Origin of the sequence: Sediminibacter sp. Hel_I_10, from assembly GCF_000688335.1 — a bacterium.
Taxonomy (GTDB): domain Bacteria; phylum Bacteroidota; class Bacteroidia; order Flavobacteriales; family Flavobacteriaceae; genus Psychroserpens.
The window spans coordinates 3,711,422-3,732,362 of sequence record NZ_JHZX01000001.1; the positions used below are offsets into that span (position 1 = coordinate 3,711,422).

General features: G+C 36.4%; 23 protein-coding genes. 9 read left to right on the forward strand and 14 right to left on the reverse strand.

Annotation, left to right across the window (positions count from 1 at the left end):
• Nucleotides 1-5 precede the first annotated feature (5 nt).
• The 8 genes from P176_RS0116750 to P176_RS0116785 all read right to left on the reverse strand — a co-directional run bounded on the left by P176_RS0116750 (nucleotide 6) and on the right by P176_RS0116785 (nucleotide 8,591).
• Nucleotides 6-1,055, reverse strand: coding sequence for a heme A synthase (locus P176_RS0116750; protein ID WP_037349016.1), 1,050 nt, complete (start codon nucleotides 1,053-1,055; stop codon nucleotides 6-8).
• On the reverse strand, nucleotides 1,052-2,470 hold the full coding sequence (locus P176_RS0116755) for a CCA tRNA nucleotidyltransferase (protein ID WP_026755780.1): 1,419 nt from the start codon (nucleotides 2,468-2,470) through the stop codon (nucleotides 1,052-1,054). Before P176_RS0116755 ends, P176_RS0116750 begins: the two co-directional genes overlap by 4 nt.
• 78 nt (nucleotides 2,471-2,548) lie before the next feature.
• Nucleotides 2,549-3,109 (reverse strand): L-threonylcarbamoyladenylate synthase, encoded by a 561-nt coding sequence (locus P176_RS0116760; protein ID WP_026755781.1) that lies wholly within the window; start codon nucleotides 3,107-3,109, stop codon nucleotides 2,549-2,551.
• A complete protein-coding gene (locus P176_RS19725) occupies nucleotides 3,106-3,843 on the reverse strand; it encodes a sugar phosphate nucleotidyltransferase (protein WP_197022181.1) in 738 nt (245 codons plus the stop codon). Before P176_RS19725 ends, P176_RS0116760 begins: the two co-directional genes overlap by 4 nt.
• A 24-nt stretch (nucleotides 3,844-3,867) precedes the next feature.
• The gene (locus tag P176_RS0116770; protein WP_026755782.1) at nucleotides 3,868-5,028 is read right to left on the reverse strand and encodes a LegC family aminotransferase; all 1,161 of its coding nucleotides are present in this window, start codon (nucleotides 5,026-5,028) and stop codon (nucleotides 3,868-3,870) included.
• A 3-nt stretch (nucleotides 5,029-5,031) separates the two neighbouring features.
• Nucleotides 5,032-6,219: a UDP-N-acetylglucosamine 4,6-dehydratase gene (locus P176_RS0116775; protein WP_026755783.1), complete on the reverse strand. Its 1,188-nt coding sequence runs from the start codon at nucleotides 6,217-6,219 to the stop codon at nucleotides 5,032-5,034.
• 63 nt (nucleotides 6,220-6,282) lie between these two features.
• The gene (locus P176_RS0116780) at nucleotides 6,283-7,467 is read right to left on the reverse strand and encodes a glycosyltransferase family 4 protein (RefSeq protein ID WP_026755784.1); all 1,185 of its coding nucleotides are present in this window, start codon (nucleotides 7,465-7,467) and stop codon (nucleotides 6,283-6,285) included.
• A gap of 8 nt (nucleotides 7,468-7,475) precedes the next feature.
• Nucleotides 7,476-8,591, reverse strand: coding sequence for a glycosyltransferase family 4 protein (locus tag P176_RS0116785; RefSeq protein ID WP_026755785.1), 1,116 nt, complete (start codon nucleotides 8,589-8,591; stop codon nucleotides 7,476-7,478).
• 101 nt (nucleotides 8,592-8,692) lie between these two features.
• On the opposite strand from P176_RS0116785, the gene P176_RS0116790 reads away from it, so the two are divergent.
• Both P176_RS0116790 and P176_RS0116795 read left to right on the forward strand, forming a co-directional pair.
• Nucleotides 8,693-9,502: a glycosyltransferase family 2 protein gene (locus P176_RS0116790; RefSeq protein ID WP_037349017.1), complete on the forward strand. Its 810-nt coding sequence runs from the start codon at nucleotides 8,693-8,695 to the stop codon at nucleotides 9,500-9,502.
• Nucleotides 9,495-10,265 (forward strand): hypothetical protein, encoded by a 771-nt coding sequence (locus tag P176_RS0116795; protein ID WP_026755787.1) that lies wholly within the window; start codon nucleotides 9,495-9,497, stop codon nucleotides 10,263-10,265. Before P176_RS0116790 ends, P176_RS0116795 begins: the two co-directional genes overlap by 8 nt.
• Here P176_RS0116795 and P176_RS0116800 read toward each other — a convergent pair.
• A complete protein-coding gene (locus P176_RS0116800) occupies nucleotides 10,242-11,015 on the reverse strand; it encodes a glycosyltransferase family 2 protein (protein WP_026755788.1) in 774 nt (257 codons plus the stop codon). The two genes, P176_RS0116795 and P176_RS0116800, sit on opposite strands and share 24 nt — an antisense overlap.
• Before the next feature lie 50 nt (nucleotides 11,016-11,065).
• Here P176_RS0116800 and P176_RS0116805 point away from each other — a divergent pair, with 50 nt between their 5' ends.
• On the forward strand, nucleotides 11,066-11,893 hold the full coding sequence (locus P176_RS0116805; protein ID WP_026755789.1) for a glycosyltransferase family 2 protein: 828 nt from the start codon (nucleotides 11,066-11,068) through the stop codon (nucleotides 11,891-11,893).
• On the opposite strand, the gene P176_RS0116810 is transcribed toward P176_RS0116805, so the two are convergent.
• The 3 genes from P176_RS0116810 to P176_RS0116820 form a co-directional block, all read right to left on the reverse strand.
• Nucleotides 11,888-12,967 (reverse strand): CDP-glycerol glycerophosphotransferase family protein, encoded by a 1,080-nt coding sequence (locus P176_RS0116810; RefSeq protein WP_026755790.1) that lies wholly within the window; start codon nucleotides 12,965-12,967, stop codon nucleotides 11,888-11,890. The two genes, P176_RS0116805 and P176_RS0116810, sit on opposite strands and share 6 nt — an antisense overlap.
• Nucleotides 12,967-14,013, reverse strand: a complete 1,047-nt coding sequence (locus tag P176_RS0116815; RefSeq protein WP_026755791.1) for a glycosyltransferase family 9 protein — start codon at nucleotides 14,011-14,013, stop codon at nucleotides 12,967-12,969. Before P176_RS0116815 ends, P176_RS0116810 begins: the two co-directional genes overlap by 1 nt.
• Before the next feature lie 97 nt (nucleotides 14,014-14,110).
• Entirely contained in the window at nucleotides 14,111-14,929 is an 819-nt protein-coding gene (locus tag P176_RS0116820) for a 2,3,4,5-tetrahydropyridine-2,6-dicarboxylate N-succinyltransferase (protein ID WP_026755792.1), read from the reverse strand.
• A gap of 92 nt (nucleotides 14,930-15,021) precedes the next feature.
• Here P176_RS0116820 and ruvX point away from each other — a divergent pair, with 92 nt between their 5' ends.
• Genes ruvX through mazG form a run of 4 tightly spaced genes read left to right on the forward strand, consistent with a single transcriptional unit; the run spans nucleotide 15,022 to nucleotide 17,364 of the window.
• Nucleotides 15,022-15,435, forward strand: coding sequence for a Holliday junction resolvase RuvX (gene ruvX / locus P176_RS0116825; protein ID WP_026755793.1), 414 nt, complete (start codon nucleotides 15,022-15,024; stop codon nucleotides 15,433-15,435).
• A 54-nt stretch (nucleotides 15,436-15,489) separates the two neighbouring features.
• On the forward strand, nucleotides 15,490-16,080 hold the full coding sequence (gene def, locus P176_RS0116830) for a peptide deformylase (protein ID WP_026755794.1): 591 nt from the start codon (nucleotides 15,490-15,492) through the stop codon (nucleotides 16,078-16,080).
• A gap of 56 nt (nucleotides 16,081-16,136) precedes the next feature.
• Entirely contained in the window at nucleotides 16,137-16,565 is a 429-nt protein-coding gene (locus P176_RS0116835) for a DUF5606 domain-containing protein (RefSeq protein WP_026755795.1), read from the forward strand.
• A 25-nt stretch (nucleotides 16,566-16,590) separates the two neighbouring features.
• On the forward strand, nucleotides 16,591-17,364 hold the full coding sequence (mazG, locus tag P176_RS0116840) for a nucleoside triphosphate pyrophosphohydrolase (protein WP_026755796.1): 774 nt from the start codon (nucleotides 16,591-16,593) through the stop codon (nucleotides 17,362-17,364).
• Between the two features lie 228 nt (nucleotides 17,365-17,592).
• On the opposite strand, the gene P176_RS0116845 is transcribed toward mazG, so the two are convergent.
• Nucleotides 17,593-18,273, reverse strand: a complete 681-nt coding sequence (locus tag P176_RS0116845) for an NAD-dependent deacylase (RefSeq protein ID WP_026755797.1) — start codon at nucleotides 18,271-18,273, stop codon at nucleotides 17,593-17,595.
• A gap of 122 nt (nucleotides 18,274-18,395) precedes the next feature.
• Between P176_RS0116845 and P176_RS0116850 the strand changes: the two genes are divergently transcribed.
• Both P176_RS0116850 and P176_RS0116855 read left to right on the forward strand, forming a co-directional pair.
• Nucleotides 18,396-19,235 (forward strand): CHRD domain-containing protein, encoded by an 840-nt coding sequence (locus P176_RS0116850; protein ID WP_026755798.1) that lies wholly within the window; start codon nucleotides 18,396-18,398, stop codon nucleotides 19,233-19,235.
• Nucleotides 19,236-19,412: 177 nt separating this feature from the next.
• On the forward strand, nucleotides 19,413-20,069 hold the full coding sequence (locus P176_RS0116855; RefSeq protein ID WP_026755799.1) for an RNA methyltransferase: 657 nt from the start codon (nucleotides 19,413-19,415) through the stop codon (nucleotides 20,067-20,069).
• Between the two features lie 54 nt (nucleotides 20,070-20,123).
• On the opposite strand, the gene P176_RS0116860 is transcribed toward P176_RS0116855, so the two are convergent.
• Complete coding sequence (locus P176_RS0116860; RefSeq protein WP_026755800.1) at nucleotides 20,124-20,906, reverse strand: carboxypeptidase-like regulatory domain-containing protein; 783 nt, start codon at nucleotides 20,904-20,906, stop codon at nucleotides 20,124-20,126.
• Between the last annotated feature and the right edge of the window lie 35 nt (nucleotides 20,907-20,941).

A 20,941-nucleotide genomic window follows, 5' to 3' on the forward strand; every position in this document is an offset into this window, starting at 1 on the left:
ACTATTTAACTCTCAACTATAGAAGTCCTTTGCGAGCGATTAATGTGCCTACTCTCTAAAATGATATAAAACTGAACACCAAACATTATCGTGGCAATCACTAGGTGTGCTGGCTGAGATAAAAACGGAAAATCAAAATAATACATCAAAATGCCTGTTGCTATTTCTGCAAGAATGCATAGCATCAAGATGTTTATTTTTTTATAATTTAAATTCAATTTTCGATTGCGGTACCAAAGCCAGCCGTTAAGTAATAGTACCAAAACAGACATGCTGCGGTGTATGTAAAATTTAATGGTTGGCGTATCAAGCCATTGGGATTTGACATAACCAATGCTTTTCACTTGTTCATCAACATATTGTCTCACCTGTGTGCCCAATACAATTTGAGCGAGAGAGAGAATTAGGGCCAGTACCAATAATTTTTTGAATCGTACATCGTACAACTGCATTTTGTAAGTGGATTTTGCAGCACAAATTAAATACAGAATAAAAGCTACAATCACCATGGCCATGACCATGTGAATGGTAATTTTATAAGGGGCAAGATTAGAGTCTACAACGGTTTTGCCTAGCCAAGCTTGAAAGGCCATCCCAAAAACGGTGGCTATGGAAAGGATAGTGAGCCATTTGTTTTTACGCCACAACCAAAACGAAAGTATGGTAAAGAGTAAAATAGGAATCCCGGAGAGTACACCAATGAGTCGGTTAATATATTCTACCCAAGTGTGGGTGGGATTAAATTGGGCGTAATCATGTTTGTTGTACGTTTCCCAATTGGATAGGTCTAGCGCTACGCCTGACTTAAAATCTTTAGACGCCACCAATAAGGCCTCGTTTTTGATAATCACGACTCCTTCCTTATACTCATGGTTTGCCTTAAATTCTAGTTGTTCAATCTCGGTAGGAGGAATGTAATACCCAAAACATTTAGGCCAATCTGGACAGCCCATACCAGAGCCCGTCATTCTTACAACGGCACCAGCGATGATGACCAAGTAGACCAATACCAACGCTACCTTAGCCGACTTTCTGAATGTTTTTTGAATGTTCATACATTTACTTTTAAACCTAATTTTTCACCTTCCTTCAGCATCAATTCATAAGCAGCTTCACGCTCGTTAGGAATGTCTCCTTCTAAAATAGCCTCCTTGATTTTTTCTTTTATGGTGCCGATTGCTCTAGAGGGTTTCAAATTAAAGGCTTCCATAATTTCCTCTCCTGAAATGGGCGGTTGAAAATTTCTAACATGGTCCCGTGCTTCGACCTCGTCCATCTTTTCACGAACAATCTTAAAGTTGTTATGGTATTTTTTAAAACGTCTTGGATTTTTGGTGGTAATATCAGCTTCACACAAGGTCATCAAATCTTCTATGTAATCACCAGCATCAAAAACAAGGCGTCTCACGGCGGAGTCCGTCACCATATCTTGAGATAAGACGATAGGACGGGAGCTCATAAGTACCATTTTTTGAACGAACTTCATCTTGTCATTTAATGGCATTTTGAGACGTTTAAACAAGTGGTATACCATTTTAGCACCAACAAATTCATGTCCGTGAAACGTCCAACCTACTTTTTTACTAAACTTTTTTGTTGGTGCCTTGCCGATATCATGTAAGAGCGCTGACCAACGGAGCCAAACGTCGTTGGTGTTTTTTGCAATATTATCTACAACCTCAAGCGTATGGTAAAAGTTGTCTTTATGGGTTTGGCCTTCTTTTTCATCAATACCTTTAAGGGCGGTCAGTTCTGGAAGGATATAGTGTAATAGTCCGGTTTTTTCAAGCAAAAGAAATCCTATAGACGGTACTTCGCTCTCTAGAATTTTATGAAGTTCAACCACAATGCGTTCATTGGTGATGATCTTTATCCTGGATTTGTTTTTGGTGATTGCAGATAAGGAGGTGTCTTCAATTTTAAAATTGAGCTGTGTTGCAAAACGAATGGCACGTAACATGCGTAACGGATCATCAATATAGGTGATATCTGGATCGAGTGGTGTGCGTATGATTTTGTCTTCTAAATCCTTAATCCCGTCAAAAGGGTCAAGAAGATTTCCGAAGTCATTTTCAGAAAGGCTAAACGCCATAGCATTGATGGAGAAGTCCCGACGATTTTGATCATCTTGAAGGGTGCCATTTTCTACTATTGGGTTTCGACTATCTTTTAAATACGATTCTTTTCTAGCTCCTACAAACTCAATATCCATATCCTCATAGCGCAACATGGCTGTGCCGTACGTTTTGAAGATTTGAACTTTGGGCTTGTTCGGGAGGTTTTTTGCGACTTGCTTTGCTAAGTCAATCCCGCTACCAATAGCAACAATATCAATATCCTTATGTTCGCCTCTATTTAAGATATGATCACGAACAAAACCACCAATCACATAGCTATCAACACCTAACTCTTGGGCAGCGTTCGAAATTATCTTGAAAATAGGGTTGCTTAGCGCTTGTTTATAATTCATAACGATCTTCTAAATTCTGATCATCAACACCATGATTTCTAAAGATAGTATCAACATTTAGAGGTTAATATTTTGATGTTAAGCCCTTATTGTACTGACGGTACCGTCTTTTTCTAGCCTAATAATTGTTGATGGTGCTGATGCTGTTTTTTCGTTTTGCAAATTTACGACATAGTCCACACCTTTTAAAATCTCTTCACTTATTTCATCAAATATTGTTGGAGTGGGTTGTCCGCTAATATTGGCCGAAGTTGAGACTATGGGCTGGCCTAATTTTGCTATTAAGTGTTCGCAAAATGCGTGTTTTACCAATCTAATCGCTAAGGTGTTTTCTGCGGAAATCACATTTTTTGCAACCCCGATCGGATTATCATAAATCACGGTTGTTGGTCTTGTGGCACCTTCAATCACATTGTAAATGGCAGAGGGCATATCCTTAACATGGTTTTCTAGCATGGTTGGTGTGTTCACTAAGCAGACCAGTGCTTTGGAATCGTCCCGTTGTTTAAGCTCATAGACTTTTTTGACGGCTGCTTCATTTGTGGCATCACAACCAACTCCCCAAACGGTGTCTGTTGGGTAGAGTATGAGTCCGCCGTTTTTTAAAACCTTAAGCGCTTCATTGATTTGAGAATTCATGGTAACGTATTGATTTGTCTAAAATTTAGAGTTTTGATAGCCTCATTGGCTTTTTTATAATCTTCGGGCTTACCGATGTCAAGCCAATACGCATTGAACGGATAGTCTTGAACGTCTTTGTCTTGATTAAGTAGTTCTTTAATAAAATCTGTAGTATGAAAAAATGTGTTTTGAGGAATATGTTTGAGACATTCCTTTTTGAAAATGTACATTCCAGCATTGACATTATAGGAGAATGAGGGCTCTTCAATAATTTGGCTGACTTTATGCTGTTTTGTTTCAACGATGCTATAGGGAACATCAACTTTGAAGGGAACTGTAGCCATTAGGAGGTCACAGTCCTTTTCGATATAGTAAGCATACATTTTTTTAAAATCTATGGTCGTAAGAATATCAGAATTCATTACCAAAATATGATCGTGATAAAAGCTACTCTCCAAGCTTAAAGCTCCAATTGTGCCTAATGGTCTTGTTTCCTTTAAATAAGAGATATCGATTTTCTTATGAGATCCATCTCTAAAATAGTGTTCAATTTGGTGTCCAAGATAATTTACAGCGATGTGAAAATGATTTACTCCGAAAGACCTTAGATGATCAATATTATGCTCAAGAATTGGTTTATCACCAATTAAGAGCATTGGTTTGGGCGTGTCTTTTGTAAGCGGTAATAGTCTTGTTCCCTTGCCACCAGCCATTAACACCACCTCTAAGTCTAATGTTTCTTTAATTTTCAAACTCCCCATAGTGCTGCTGCTTTCTTATTCTGCTGCTTCATTTTTAACATTAACGACGCTACTTGGTAAATTTACGATACGTTCTTGAAGCCATATGGCATTTTCTAAGTTTCCTTGTTGAGCTGTTGTGTAAATATCAAGATGATTCATCAATTGCCATAAAGGTCTGGTTTTTATGTTTTCGCTATTGGTTTCACTTAAAAAAAGATCGCGTTGCTCTATGTTTTCTAGACAAATAGCATTAAGCCAGTAATTTGAGTGAGAGTCTTTAGGTTCTTTGATAAAATCTATAGATTTAGATTTAAAAAATTGAGCATAGCGCTGCGCTAATCTTCGTTTTTGAAGTAATATGTTATTTAGCTCTTCCATTTGAGCACAACCTAGTGCAGCATTTAGTGCTGGCATTCTATAATTGTAGCCGATACTATCATGAACATAACCCCAGCTATCTTCTTTTTTGGCGTTGGTAGACAAATGCTTTGCTTTTAATGCTATGGCTTTATCGTTGGTTAAAATAATTCCGCCACCACCTGTAGTTATGGTTTTATTGCCATTAAAACTAAGAACTCCCAATAAGCCAAATGTGCCTGTATGCTGATCTTTGTAAAAACTCCCAAGTGATTCTGCTGCATCCTCTATCACTTTCAATTGATAGGATTGACATACATCCAGAATATCATTAATTCTTGAAGGAAAACCGAGCGTATGCATGGGGACCACCGCTTTGATTTGCTTTCCTGTGGTTTTATTAAAACAGCACCCATTTTTTACTGTGGTTTGGGTTTTTAGAAAGTGTTCTAATTTTTCTGGTGATAGACCTAAGGTTGTTTTTTCGACATCAATAAAGATTGGTTGTGCACCAATGTAGCTTATAGCGTTTACGGTTGCAACATAGGTTAGTGGTTGGGTAATAACTTCATCTCCTTTGTTAACACCGGCTAATATCAAAGCAAGATGTAATGCAGCCGTTCCATTAATTGTAGCAATGGCATAGGTGGCATTTGTATACTTTGCCACCATGTTTTCAAAGCGATTTACAAAGGAGCCAACAGAAGATACATGAGAGGATTCTATACATTCATTGACATAGTTTTTTGCATTACCGCTTAAAAATGGCTCATGCAGAGGTATGCTGTCTTTGCCTTGATATTCTGATTTTATGAATGCTATACTATCTTCAAACATGCGCTACATTTGCTGGTCTAAGTGATTGTCTTTTTCATCGTGTGTAAAGTTAGGAATCGCCTGCTCGAATATTTTAATAAGTTCCTGCTTTTTTCGCTTATGGGAGGTTTTCCATTTCGAAATCTGTTCAGAAAATGCCTCCAATGTCGCTTTGTGATTTTGAAATTCTTTTTTAATAATGCCAATATCTTCAAAACGCTTTTGATCTAGAACTTCATTTTCAGTGTAAAATGCCTCAATATCTTTCTCTCCTGTGGTGATTGTTGCAGGAAATAGACAAGGCCATTTGCCTTCTTTAGGTAGCGTTTTGACCAATTGTCTTGCTTCCTCTTCGGTCTTACATTCAAAGGCCGCAAATCCAATGGTATTGAGGTATCTTTTTGTGATCGCTGGAAAACCCTTTAGATGTTCTTGACTATTTAGTTTTGGAAAAAATAGATCTCTGTTGTCACCGAAAATACAGGATAATAGACAAAGCTCTCCAGATTCTTGAGCTGTAATAAAATAGCGTTTGATATCATTTGGAGCTACTAAAGGTTGTTGCTTTAGGATGCGTTTTTCAAACCCATATAGCAATGATCCGTCTGAAAAAGCCACATTGGCAAAGCGTGCTGAAGATACTTGTATCTCATTACTGTAACTTATGAGCAACATCTCCATAAGTTTTTTTGAAGCTCCCATGACGTTTACAGGATTTGTAGCTTTATCTGTAGAAACAGAAAAGTATTTTTTTACATTTTTTTGTATGGATTGCTGAAGTGTTTTTTCAGTATTGAAAATATTGACTTGCATTAATCGCATTAATGTATACGGATCTTTTTCGCTTCTTACGTGTTTGAGGGCAGACAGATTGATCACGTAATCGTATTGGCCATCTTCTGTAATAAACATGTCATATTCTTCAGATGCTATGTCTAAGACAAACGTTTTGAAGTCACCAGAAATATACCCTAAAGCACTTCTCACATCTCTAACCAGCTCTACGAGGTTATTTTCGCTAATATCGACAACATGTAATTTTTTTGGATTTCGTTTAAAAATTTCTTTGGTCACAGCTTGACCTATTGAGCCAGCACCACCTAGCACTAGAAATTTAGATGTGCTAACCGTTTTAGATAGCTCTGCTTTTAATGATTCAATGTCGTTTTGAAAAAGCTTTTTTTCTCTTCCAATTATTTCCAAAATATCCATGGGAACGTTTTTTGTTGTAGAGGTATTGAGACACAGCTCAATTGTTAAGTGGGGAGCTCATATCTAATGTCTATCTTTAGATTTCAAAATTTTCTCGTAATATTCAATACTTCTTTTGGTCATCAACTCTTGAGTAAAATTATCCAGTACTTTTTGCCGAGCTTTTTTTCTTAAACCGTCGTACGCTTCGGGATGGTTGAAAACATCGGATATGTATTTGGAAAAGGTATCTTTGTCTTCGGCTATAAATCCATCTTCTTTGTGGTTAATAATTTCCTTTGCTACGGGGATGTTGGATACTATGGTGACTTTTTCTAAAGCCATTGCCTCAACAATTGTGAAGCCAAAAGTTTCTCCTTTTGAAGGCACGGCTATAATCGACGCCTGCGATAGTGCTTCAGGAATGCTGTCAAATGGAACATGACTGTAATATGTTGTTGCAGTTCGTGCTTGGTTGGATAACACGTCTTGTTCGAGATGTTTAAAATAAGATTCTCCTCGTCCTATAAGATGAAGCGTTGCATCTGAGTGTTTCCCTATAACTATATTAAAGATTTCAGCCAAATCATCAACCCCTTTTGCTTTTGAAATAGTCCCGATATAGAATATGGATTTGGGAATGACTTTTACATTTCTATGTAGTTTAAATACATCGGTATTGATTCCATTAGGAATGACTGTATCCACATTTACTTTATAGTAATCTCTTATGAAATTACTTGAAAAATGAGAATTTGCAACAGTATATGGGGTAATTTCTAGTGCTCGCTTTTCCATAGCGATTTTTAGAGTATCATTTGGCTTATCTAAATAAAAATGCCAGAACCCTCTAGATCCATGATATCTGGTGACTAAAGGGATGCTATTGTCCCAATAGGCTGTAAATCCGTTAAAGGTAAAAGATTGTATGATGTCAATATCTTTAGAAATGGCATAATTCTTTAATTTTTTAGCCAAAAACATACGCTCCTGCTTTAACCAATATTTTGTAATTGTTTCATAACCTAATCGAGAGCTTATAGATCTCAACAATTCAGAAATAGGATTGGATTTTGAATACTGTTTAAAAAATCTAACATCAATGCCGTTGTCATCTATGAGGTAGTTTTTTTTAGAGAATCCGTATATGTATACATCATGACCTCTAACTTGAAGTTCTTTCGAAATCGTTTTAAAAAAAGTACCGACTCCACCATTTGGAGGTAATTTTGGATGTGAATATTCATTTGTGAAAAATAGTATTTTCATAACTAAAACTAACGCTTGAAGTTTGTTGTCACCTCTTTAAGGGCATCATAGAATTTTGCTGAAATCACATTTTTTGTAAAATTAGCTTTTAAATATTGGTATCCATTCTCAACCAAATCCTTTTGTAGTGCTTCGTTATTGATAAGATACTCCACTTTATCTGCGAAATCCTCTGGATTACCAACTTCTGCCAATAATCCAGTTTTTTTATCAACAATAACCTCAGGAATTCCTCCCGCATTTGCCGCCACAATCGGAACTTTACAGGCATAACATTCTAACAGAACGCCACCTGTTGGCTCGTTGTTAGATGTGAACATAAAGACATCAAATTCAGGTAGTATTTGAGGAATGTCTTTTCTAAAACCAGTAAAAATGATATGATCGTCTAGATTTTTTTTGGCTACATAGGCTTTGATATCTTCTTCTAAACTACCAATGCCCACTAGTATGTATTTGGCCTTAATCTGTTGCCGATTTACTAAGATTTCGACGGCGTCTACCCAAGTATAATGATCTTTGAACCCTGTAAAAGCAGCGATATTACCAATGATTTTAAATTCTTTAGAAATATTAAATTGTTCATTAAGCAAGCCATTAGGTTCTTGCTTCTCAAATTTTGACAGATCTGTGACACTTCCTATAATACTGAGTTTGCGATGATCTTTCACTGCAAATTTCAGAACATCTACAACGGCCTGTGACACACAAAGAATTTTTTTGATGCCCTTATAATTGTATTTCCATTTACGAAGCATATTAGTATCAACGCGTCTTATCAATGTACGGCACAAAACCAACGGTGCCGGCATTTTAAAAAATTTATGAGCTAATACAGCTAAGGTGTGCGCTTTACTGTTATGTAATAAAACCACATCGATATCTTTATCTCTAACAAATTTTGAAAGTGCTTTTGCAAATTTGAAATCATATTCAGATTTAAAATCAAAGCCAATCACTTGCATTCCTTTCTCTTTAGCTACATCGTAAATAGGCGTATTTTTTGCACAGATAATGTATTGGTCTTCAAAGGTGTTATAGTCTCTGTAGGCCTCATAGAGATAAATGATTTTTTGTTCATGACCTCTCCAGACAGGAGAAGCAGTAAATTGTAATAGCTTCATTATGGTAATTGGCGTTTATCGCATGCAAATTAATCAAAAAACATGGAGTAACATGATCTACATATTTGAGTTCAATTTTTAAAAATTGTAGTTTTGTGCTCATGAATTCTAAAGCACATCTGAAAGCCTCTTTGATTATTTCCACTTATAATTGGAAAGAAGCCCTAGAATTAGTGCTTAAGAGTGTGCTAAATCAAAAGGTGATGCCTTCCGAAATCATCATTGCAGATGATGGCTCAAGTGCTGAAACAAAACTTCTAATAGATCAATTTAAAACAAGACTTAAAATCCCCTTACATCACGTTTGGCAGGAAGATAAAGGTTTTAGAAAATCGATGATTCTCAATAAGGCGATAGCTAAAGCTTGTGGTGAATATATCATTCAAATTGACGGTGATTGTATAGTGCATCCATCTTTTATAGAAGATCATTTACGCTATGCAATAAAAGGAACGTATCTCTCAGGAAGTCGTGTTTCCATTAACAAAGATGCTCTAAAGTCAATTTTTAGTAAGCAAAAGGTAACCTATCATTTTCTGTCTAAAGGCTTGAAAAAAAGAGGACGTGCCTTGCATCTACCTTTTTTAAGTAGGTTCTATAAGGCTAGTATTGAATTTAATTTGAGAAATAGAGGGTGTAATATGTCATATGCCCGTGAGGATTTTATTTCAGTTAATGGCTATAATGAAGATTTTGAAGGTTGGGGTAGAGAAGACTCCGAGCTGGGGAGACGTTTTCATAATTACGGATTGATGAATAGACGCTTAAAAAATATTGCTATTGTCTATCATATTTATCATTTCGCCAAACCAAAAGATAAATTAGAAGAAAATCATCAAATGGAAATCTTTGCAAGGGATCATAAGACTTCTTGGTGCGATAACGGAATTGATAAATATTTAAATGAATAGAACCAAACGCCTACACGAATCTTATAGATTACACGAGTCTTTTCTTGATGACATCATTACCAATTTTGATAAAAAAGGGTCTGATTATGGCAATCAAGATCGAAATTCACTCAAATTATTTCAATTAGAAGGTAAAACGCTTAACGTAAAATCGTTTCGTATTCCCAATGTAGTGAATCAAATCGCTTATCGTTTTTTTAGAAAAAGTAAAGCACAGCGGTCTTTTGAGTATGCTATTCGCTTAAAATCTCTAAATATTGGCACTCCAGACCCAGTAGCCTATTATGAGTATACAACATCGTTATTATTTAAAAACAGCTACTACATTAGTCAGCATTTGGACTATGATCTCACTTACAGGGAGCTTACGAAAGATCTCAATTATCCTAATCATGAGGAAATTTTAAGAGCCTTTACTCGATTTACCTACAAATTACATGAGAATAACGTAGAGTTTTTAGATCATTCTCCAGGCAATACCTTAATAAAAATAACCCCGAACGGTTACGATTTTTATTTAGTGGATCTTAATCGCATGAAATTTCACGCTATGGATCTCGATTTACGAATTAAAAACTTTGCAAAATTAACCGTTCATGAGTCTATGGTGGCTGTAATGAGTGATGAGTATGCTAAATGTGCGCATGTCTCTTCGGAAATGGTCTTTACAAAAATGTGGAAATGTACTCAAGACTTTCAAGAACGCTTTTGGAGACGAAGAAGATTAAAAAATAAGGTTCTATTTTGGCGTCGCAAGCCATAATCGCTCTAAAGTTTTATAACGATACCAAACTCCATAAGCATTTAGATAGCAGATGCTATAACCTGCTTTACCATCTAAAAATCCCAATCTAAAAATATAATTACTCAAAAACTTGTAAGTAGGTTTGACGTAGAAATGAAAGGCATTAGGACGTTTCCCTTTTTTGAATAATTCTTCTGCTTTTAATTGTCCGTAATGCTCTGCCTTTTGCTTGTAGCTCTCTCGATTTGCAAATGAATAATGGAGCATTTTATGCTTAAGTACGCCGTAACTGTCCTTGACATCTAAAATTTCGTGGACTAATCGGTCTTCAATATAGGTTGCAGTGCCGTTTTTAAACAATCGAAATACCTGATCGGTCTGCAGCCCACTAAACCGAATGACCTTTTCTTGATACAGAAAAGTTCTAGGAATTTTATAAGCATCATGCGCGGTATTATTTGTTGTAATCTCCTGAATTTCCTTTTGAGAGGCCTCTGTTAAGCGCTCATCGGCATCAATAAAAAAAAGCCATTTGTTTGTAGCATGTGCAATTGCAAAGTTACGTTGATCTGCAAAATTTTTAAATGCTCTTTGAATGACCTTGACCCCTTTGGTGGTATCGAGTTTTTCAAAAGTACCATCTGTACTAAAGGAGTCAATAACAATAATCTCATCGGCAAAATTCAAACAGTCCAAAACACCATCAATATGGTCTACCTCATTATAGGTAATCATCAATGCTGAAATGTTTCCTGTTGGATGGTTCAAACTAAAAAACTCAAGTGTTAGAGTTGGTAAAAATACTTATTTTTGAGGCAATGAAAGAGTTTAAAGCTTCTGTAATCATCAGTACTTACAATCAACCTAAATGGTTAGAAAAAGTATTATGGAGTTATGAGCAGCAACGCTTCAAGGATTTCGAAATCATTATTGCAGATGATGGGTCTAATGAGACCACGCAGATCTTAATCCAGCAGTTTATTTCTAATTCACAATTGGACATTGTTCACGTTTGGCAGGAAGATGACGGCTTTCAAAAAACTAAAATACTGAACAAGGCCATCCTTAAGAGCAGAGCAGGTTATCTCATTTTTACTGATGGTGATTGTATGGCACGGGCCGATTTTGTAGAACGCCATATACAGCTTAGACGTCCCAAAAGTGCTTTGTCTGGCGGTTATTTTAAACTGAACGCTCAAATTTCCGAAGCCATTACAAAAAATGATATTGTAACCCAAAATTGTTTTAGCGTGAGTTGGTTGGTAGAAGGCGGACAACCAAAGCATTTTAAAATGAACAAGTTGATAGCTCAAGGTAAGAGCGCCTGGATGCTAAACACCTTTACCCCAACAAAAGCAACTTTTGATGGTATGAATGCTTCTGTTTGGAAACAGGATGCCCTAGCTGTCAATGGCTTTGATGAGCGCATGCAATATGGCGGTGAAGACCGTGAGTTTGGAGAACGGCTCATGAATTATGGTATTAAATTCTTACAAGCGAGATATAGTTTAGTGTGTTTGCACTTGCACCATGAACGGCCTTATAAAAATGAACATTCAGAGGCCTTCAATAAGGCTATTAGAAAAGACACCAAGAAAAACAGGACCAGTTTTACCAATCATGGAATTAACAAGCCAAACTCATAATTTAATTGTAAAAGGCGTATTGTAACTTTTAAGCGTGAAGTAACCGAGTCGTTTTCTTATTTTATACTTTCTAATCAAATTGAGAGGTTTGTTTTTAAGATGACTCTTTTCTTGATGCAAAAATGCAATGCAGGTATCAATCACACGAGCACTAGATTTACCATCAAAATAGGGGTGGAGTTGATTAACAAAAGTTGAGATATTTGCAATGAGATCCTCCGGATAGGATAGTGCTTCTTCAAAAGCTGTTTCAATTGCTTGAGCTGTAGTGACATTAATCAAATAATCATGGTCAAACGTATGGTTAAAGGTGACGACAGGTTTTTTCTGAATTAAAAATTCTTGAATGGCAGAAGTGGTATCTGCAAAAAGAAGATCTGCTTTTTTAAATAAGGGTACTAAATCGGTTGTGTCAAAATACGAGAAATTATTAGAGTCTAAAGATTTCCATTTCAGTTTAATATCATCTGGGAGTTTAGGGTGCAGCACCATGATGAACTTAAACGTATCGCTTTTAGATAAGCGTTCAATTTCCAAAAATACATCATCTCTATAGGCCAAACTTAAACGCTTTGTAAAGGTTGACGCAATCATGATTGTGGGTTGCTCACTTCCGTGATGCAGAGCCATTGGAAATAGAGGGTCTACCTTACTCCAGCCGGTTTCCTTAACCTCAAAATGAGGTTGCTGTTTTTGAGTTTTCTTAAAACCATTTGTGGTGCTTGGCCCTTGGGTACAGTAAAGATCAAAAAAACCTCGAATTCTAAAATGTGTAAATGAGTTCTTTCCTTCTGGTCTTTTCTCGGCATTAAAACCGTGAAAGATTTGCACCTTGAGTCCATAAATAAAGTCTGGGACATCATTTGTAGCTGCCAAAACAATATGAGGTTTATAATCTACAACCTCATTGATGGTTATGAGTTGGTTGCTTTTATGAGAAAGCGCTTTTTTACCATCTTCTAAATCACTAAACCACATGATGTCATAATCGCGGCTGAGAATCTCAGTTTCTAAAGGGTTACCAATAGGAACGGCATAACTGTAAGAAATGTAAATTAGAAATTTGTAGTGCATTAATTAAACTGTCTTATAAATGATTTTAACTTCGGAATTATAAGTTCTGGTTTTAGCCTTCTATAGAAATCAGCTGGGTTTTGTTTCGCATCTGCAAGAGCATAATCCATATAATCTGATAAATGAACAGCAGTATGTTTGTCCTCTTCTAATTCTCCAAACCAATTTTTCTTGTTGAGATACGGCGAGAAAATGGTAAAGGTTGGTATGTTTAGAGCTTTCGCCATGTTATTAGCGCCGCCTTCGTTACCAATGGTAGCATCACAACAGGCATTTAAAGCCAAAAAATCACGTAAACTTTTACCAAAAATGTCAAAGTATATTTGTTTTTGGGTCAGGGAAGCACAACCGTCATAAATCTCTTGGGCTTTTTCTTTTTGCTTTGGAATATAATTGAACAAAATTTGCGCATCAGGATTGGTTTCGACTACAGCGTCTAACAATGATGCCATATAGGTTGCAGGATACGTTTTGATAGCACTACTTCCCAAGACACTAATCATGAATAAAGGATGTTGTAAATTAACCTTCGATGTTTCCAAGAGGGTTCTAGCCTTATTGATTTCTAAATCTGATAAGTAAATTTTAGGTTGATAGGGTATGAAATCAATGTCTAGGGGTTCAAGCAATCGCATTCTGTTTTCAATTGCCAAACTTGCTTTGTGTTGTGGGGTATGCAATCGGCTGATGCTTTGATTGAATATAAAGGATGTATAGCTTTTATGATAAGCGATTTTAATCTTAGCTCCAGAAAAAAGACTCATTATCGCACTACCAAGTTTACCATACACATCTATAACGACATCATAATTTTCTTTTCTTATGGACTTTAAAAACTTAAAAAAATGCCTTTTACTGTTCTCAATGTCTGGAGATACCATTAAAAACCTATCGATAAAAGGGTGGTTTTCAACAACGGGATAGGTAGGCGTATTAATGACGTAATGAAGTTGAGCTGTTGGATATTTTGCTCGTAAAGCTTCAAACAATATACTGGAGGTTAATACATCGCCAATCATTTTTTGCTGAATGATGAGAATCTTCATGAACACTAAAATTACCACTGTTAAATTCCAAATTCTAAGACACCGTTGATGTCTTAGAATTTGGAATTTTCAATATTTAAACGATACTAATGGCATTTTAAACAGCCACATTGTATTCTCTTAACGCATCATTTAGAGACGTCTTCTTGTTGGTGCTCTCTTTTCTTTTTCCAATAATTAGGGCGCAAGGCACTTGATATTCGCCAGCAGGAAATTTTTTGGTATAACTGCCTGGGATCACTACCGATCTTTCAGGCACTACACCTTTCATTTCTTTAGGCTCATCTCCCGTAACATCAATGATTTTGGTGCTCATTGTTAACACGACGTTCGCGCCTAAAACCGCTTCTTTCTCTACCCTAACACCTTCTACAACAATACATCTTGACCCTATAAAAGCACCATCCTCAATAATCACTGGTGCAGCTTGTAAAGGTTCTAAAACCCCGCCAATACCTACTCCGCCAGAAAGGTGAACGTTTTTTCCTATTTGTGCACAACTACCAACGGTTGCCCAAGTGTCTACCATAGTACCTTCGTCTACATAAGCACCAATATTGACGTAACTTGGCATTAATATAGTGCCAGAAGCAATATAAGCACCATGCCTAGCAACCGCATTTGGCACCACTCTAATTCCTTTATTTGCGTAATCACGCTTTAACGGAATTTTGTCGTGATATTCAAAAATACCCGCCTCTAGAGTTTCCATTTTTTGGATAGGGAAATAAAGCACAACGGCTTTTTTAACCCATTCATTCACCTTCCATCCGCCAGAGCCATCAGGCTCAGCAACACGTAACGTACCTTCATCCAAAAGGTCAATAACACTTCTAATGCTTTCTATGGTCACCTCGTTGGTCAATAACTTTCTATTTTCCCAAGCGTTTTCTATATTCTGTTGTAATTGTTTCATACGATCTGTTTTGTTCTGTAAACAAAGATAAAGTTATAATCCATTTGAGTAAATCTTCGCCACTAAAATTATAAAGTCCTAACTTTGCCGTTATGGCTAGACTTATGGCAATTGATTTTGGAACAAAACGCACCGGGATTGCGATTACAGATGAATTACAGATTATCGCTTCTGGACTAACAACCATTCCTACAAAGGATCTTTTATCTTTTTTGAAAACGTATACTTCGGAAGAAAACGTTGAGTTGTTTATTGTTGGAGAACCCAAACAGATGAATTTTGAGTTGTCTGAGAGCGAAGTCTCCATCGCGAAGTTTTTAGAGAAATTGAACAAGGCCATTCCTCATATCCCTGTTAAGCGCGTAGATGAACGCTTTACTTCAAAAATGGCATTTCAAACAATGATTGACAGCGGTTTGAAAAAAAACAAAAGAAAAAACAAAGCTTTAGTTGACGAGATTAGTGCCACCATTATTCTACAGAGTTATTTATATAATCAGCAGTAAATTGTACAATTTGTAATAAACATCGTATTTTTGCAAGCGAAAATTTCAGCAAGAATGACATTACCTATTGTAGCTTACGGTGATCCTGTTTTAAGAAAAAAGGCAGCATCTATAGATAAAAATTATCCAAAGCTAGACGAGTTAATCGCCAACATGAAAGAGACCATGTATGGTGCATTTGGCGTCGGTTTAGCAGCGCCACAAATTGGCTTACCTATACGATTATTTCTAGTAGATACATCACCTTTTGCAGAAGATGATGATTTTACAAAAGAAGAACAGGCCCAACTCAAGGTGTTTCAAAAGACATTCATAAATGCCGAAATCTTGGCCGAAGAAGGCGATGAATGGGCATTTAACGAGGGATGTTTGAGTATTCCAGATGTTCGTGAAGATGTTTTTAGACAGCCAAAAATCACTATTAAATACCAAGACGAAGACTTTAATGAGCATACCGATGTTTATGACGGTTTGATTGCTAGAGTAGTGCAGCACGAATACGATCATATTGAAGGTGTGCTGTTTACAGATAAACTTTCGGGTCTAAAAAAACGATTAATTAAAGGAAGACTTTCCAACATTTCTAAAGGAAAAATAAATGTTGATTACCGTATGCGATTTCCAGCGCTTAAGAAAAAAAGATAATTAAGAACATACAGAAATCGATTTAGAGACGATTTCAGAATAAATTAAACAGTACTATGAGTTTAGATAATATTCTTTCCATCTCAGGAAAGCCAGGATTGTACCAAATTGTAACACGCACGAGAAGCGGTTTTGTTGCAGAATCTTTAATTGACAAGAAAAAAGTGAGCGTAAACATGCAAAGCAATGTTAGCGTTCTTAGTGAAATTGCGATTTATACCTTAACGGAAGAGGTGCCATTGCGATCTGTTCTTAAGAAGATAAAGGACAAAGAAAATGGAGAAGCAACTTCCATTAGCCATAAAGACGACAAAATCAAATTAGAAGAATACTTTTTTGAAGTGTTACCAGATTATGATGAGGATCGTGTGTATGCTAGTGATATTAAGAAGATCATCCAATGGTATAACTTGTTACAGCAGCATGATATGCTAGATGCTTTAGAAGAGCCTTCTGAAAAAGCGGCAAGCGAAGAGGAAGAATAAGACCTCTAAAATTATTGCAAACATTATGAGTGATAAAACGGTACAACTTAAGGCTTTTGAAAGGCTTCTCAATATCATGGACGAGCTTCGAGAGCAATGCCCATGGGATAAAAAGCAGACGCTACAATCTTTGAGGCATTTGACTATTGAGGAGGTTTATGAGTTAGGTGATGCTATTTTAGATAATGATTTGGATGAAGTCAAAAAAGAACTTGGAGACGTGTTGCTTCACATTGTTTTTTATTCTAAGATAGGAAGTGAGGCCAACGCTTTTGATATTGCAGATGTGTGTCATAGTATTTGTGATAAGCTTGTAGACCGTCATCCTCACATTTATGGAGATATTACCGTAGAAAATGAAGAGGATGTTAAGCGCAATTGGGAACAACTCAAATTAAAGGAAGGTAAAACTAGCGTTTTAGAAGGCGTTCCTAAAAGTTTACCTGCCATGGTCAAGGCCAGTCGCATTCAAGATAAGGTGGCGGGCGTTGGATTTGATTGGGAAGAACCACGTCAAGTTTTTGAGAAAGTGGAGGAGGAGCTTCGAGAACTTCAAACCGAGGTTGATTTAGGTGATCAAGAACGAATGGAAAGTGAATTTGGGGATGTCTTGTTCTCAATGATCAATTACGCACGTTTTTTAAAGATTGATCCCGAGAGTGCTTTAGAGCGTACGAATAAAAAATTTATCAAACGATTTCAATATTTAGAGCAAAAATCAAAAGAAATTGAAAAATCTTTATCTGAGATGAGCCTAGAGGAGATGGACGTTTACTGGGAAGAGGCAAAAAAAATATAATTTTTTTTTAGTTGTCGTAATCCAAATTAAAAAGAGCCACGTATATAAAGCAGATAGAAACTTACACAGTTTCATAATCATAAGTAGGTAATCTTAATGATGGAGTTAAGCGGACACATTAAGGTTTAAAATTTAGTTTAGTTAGGGGTAAAATCCTGTCTGTTTTTACAGACAGGATTTTATTATTTAAGGACTTTACCTCGTAATTGATTTAAAATTTTATCAACCTTAAGAATTTATAAGGTTCATGAATACCTTTACGCCTTCTGTAGCCTTTTTTGCAATCACGGTGATATGATTGTGACTATCAATGGCAGGTTTGGGATCAATAAAGTAAGTTGGCGTTTGTTCTGGCACGTAATGCATCAAGCTTGCTGCTGGGTACACTTGCATAGATGTACCTATAATTAATAAAATATCCGCCGTACTGCAGATGTCTATAGCATGGTCTATCATGGGGACAGCTTCGCCAAACCAAACAATATGGGGTCGCATTTGATGTCCCTTTTTGCATACATCACCAATAACAATGTCTTTTTTACAATCTTGAATATCATTTTCATCTACGACGCTTCTGGCTTTTAGAAGCTCACCGTGTAAATGGGTCACCTTAGAGCTACCCGCACGCTCATGAAGGTCATCCACATTTTGAGTAATAATGCTCACATCAAATTGATGCTCCAATTGTGCGAGATCAAAATGAGCTTGGTTGGGTTTGACGCTAAGCAGTTGACGCCGCCGCTGATTATAGAAATCTAGAACTAGTTTGGGATTTTTTGAGAAACCCTCGGGCGTGGCAACTTCCATAACATCATGGCCTTCCCAAAGCCCATTATCATCTCTAAAGGTCTTAATTCCACTTTCGGCACTTACGCCTGCTCCCGATAAAACGACAATATGTTTCTTCATAAGTTTTTATTTTTTTCAGAATAAAAAACAGTTTAGCTATTACGTCAAGAACAACCTCGATATAGTCAACAACTGTGTAAGATTACTCTTAAGTTTGATCAAATTAAAAAATATACTATACAATGAAAAAATTATTCACTTATTTAATGGTAATACCATTAGCATTTTTAACAAATTGTAGTGACGATGACGATAATACAATTGTGATTGGCCCTACAGGAGAAACAAAAACGTATCAATTAGGTTCTGTTGCTGATCCATCAATTTCTGGAACAGCCACGTTTATAGAAAACAGTGATGCTTCAACAACTATAGAATTACAATTAACAGGAACACCTGATGGTGGAATGCATCCAGCCCATATTCATTTTGGAGATGCTATTGATGCAGGAGAGATTGCTCTTACTTTAGGTACTGTAGATGGTACTACTGGATCTAGTTCAATCACAAAGTCAACTTTGGATGATGGCACTTCTATTTCTTACGATGAGCTTATCAATTTTGACGGATATATTAATGTTCATTTAAGTTCTGATGATTTAGGAACTTTAGTTGCTCAAGGTCTTATAGGAGAGAATGAATTGATTAATAGCATGTCATATCCTCTTAACACCGTTGATATTGATGGTATAAGTGGTATGGTGACCTTTAGTGAAAGAGTAAATGGCGAAATACTTTCAGTTATTGATTTAGACGGTACTACTGAAGGAGGATTACATCCAGCACACATCCATTCTGGAAGTGCCGAAAATCCTGATATGTCTCCAAACATTATTGTTGATTTATCTCCAGTTGTTGGTGAAACAGGATTAAGCTACACTAACATTACTATGTTAAATGATAATACACCACTAAGTTATTCTGACATCTTAACCATAGATGGCTATGTAAATGTACACCTTAGTGCTGATGATTTAGCGACTTTAGCAGCTCAAGGTAACGTAGGCGCAAACGCCAACTAAGCTTAAGTTAAGCAAAACACAATTAAAAAATCTGATCAGTTTTCTGATCAGATTTTTTTTATGCCGAAATTTGACTGAAATTTGCAATCTGTGCTATAAAGCCATTTAGTGCCTGCGCTTTTAGTGGCCTTCGCTTTTGTGGAATATGCAGTACTTAAAAAAAATAGTCTAATGCCTATGGTCGATATCCAACTTTTACATCATCTCGAAACATTTTTGACAGACTCCAGAATAGAAAAATTCAATACGATTATTCCAAACCGTACGCGTCATTTTACTGTAGCTACAGAAGATGTTTATCAATTGCACAATACCAGTGCGGTGATGCGAAGCTGCGATGTCTTTGGCATTCAAGACTTGCATATCATAGAAGAGCAAAACTCTAGAACGATAGATGGAGAAATAGCGATGGGATCTCAAAAATGGGTGGATTTGCACCGTCATCATACGGTAAAAGATGCGCTGCAGATTCTTAAAAAGCAGGGCTACCAGATTGTGGCAACAACGCCTCACGAGAACGACCAAACGCTGAGTACTTTTGATTTTACACAGAAGTCCTGTTTTTTCTTCGGAAGAGAGACAGAAGGGCTGTCACAAGAAGTGATTGATGAGGCTGATGCCTTTTTAAAAATACCTATGGTTGGGTTTACAGAAAGTTTAAATATCTCGGTATCTGCGGCAATTATATTACAAGATGTGACTTCAAGGCTACGTCAAAGTGATTTACCTTGGCAGCTTTCAACAGAAGAGCAGTTGGAAAAACGATTGGATTGGTGTAAAAAAACGATTAAAAGCCACGAACAGATTATTGAGCGTTTTTATGAAAATGCATAAAACCCTTTTTAAATTAAGACTTCAATATATCATTACATCTAAAGACTACGGCTTTTAGATGCGTCCGTTTTTATTACGATTCAGGATTTTATATTCTTCATAACATTCGCTAATAGCATCTAATATTTGAAGATCGTTGGCAGAGTTTATAAAGTCTTTACTATAGTTACATTGGTTTACAATTTCATCAAGATCAAAGCGATCCACTTGTAAGAGCACCATCAACATTTCACGATCAAAACGCGACGCCAAGAGATTTCTAATTTGATCATCTTCTTTCATTTTTTTCAGCTTACGTAACTCGTTTGGCTTTTTTCCGAAGATATTATGTAAAAAATCTGCTGGATTAAAAATAGCGCCTATCACTTTACTTACTGCATTAGGCCTTCTATCACCAGCTTCGTAACCAGCATTTGGCAAACCAGAAATGCTATATCTATAGTTAGATTTTATGGGTACTTGTTTAACGTCTACTTCAAGATAACCCGTTAGCTTGAGTTGATTGACAACCACTTCTTCTAATGCTAAAGCCAATTCGGTCATCCCGATTTTGGTTTCACCAAACTTCATCCAGTCATTGGTCACACGTACTTTAATGGATTTGTATCCAATATAGGATAAATGGAGTGTATCGTTAACTTTCGCATTAATCTCGAAGTTACCCTCGTCATTAGTAGCCGTACCAATCACTTGATTGAGGTTTACGATATTGACGCGATCCATTGGTAGATCTGTACTTAAATCAATGACAGTGCCTTTCACAGATGTGTTATCATCTTGTGCAAAGACTGTAAAGGATAAGCTAAGAATAAAAATTATAGATAGTAGGTGTTTCATAAAGTACCGTTCTTTTATAAAAATACTAAACTTAT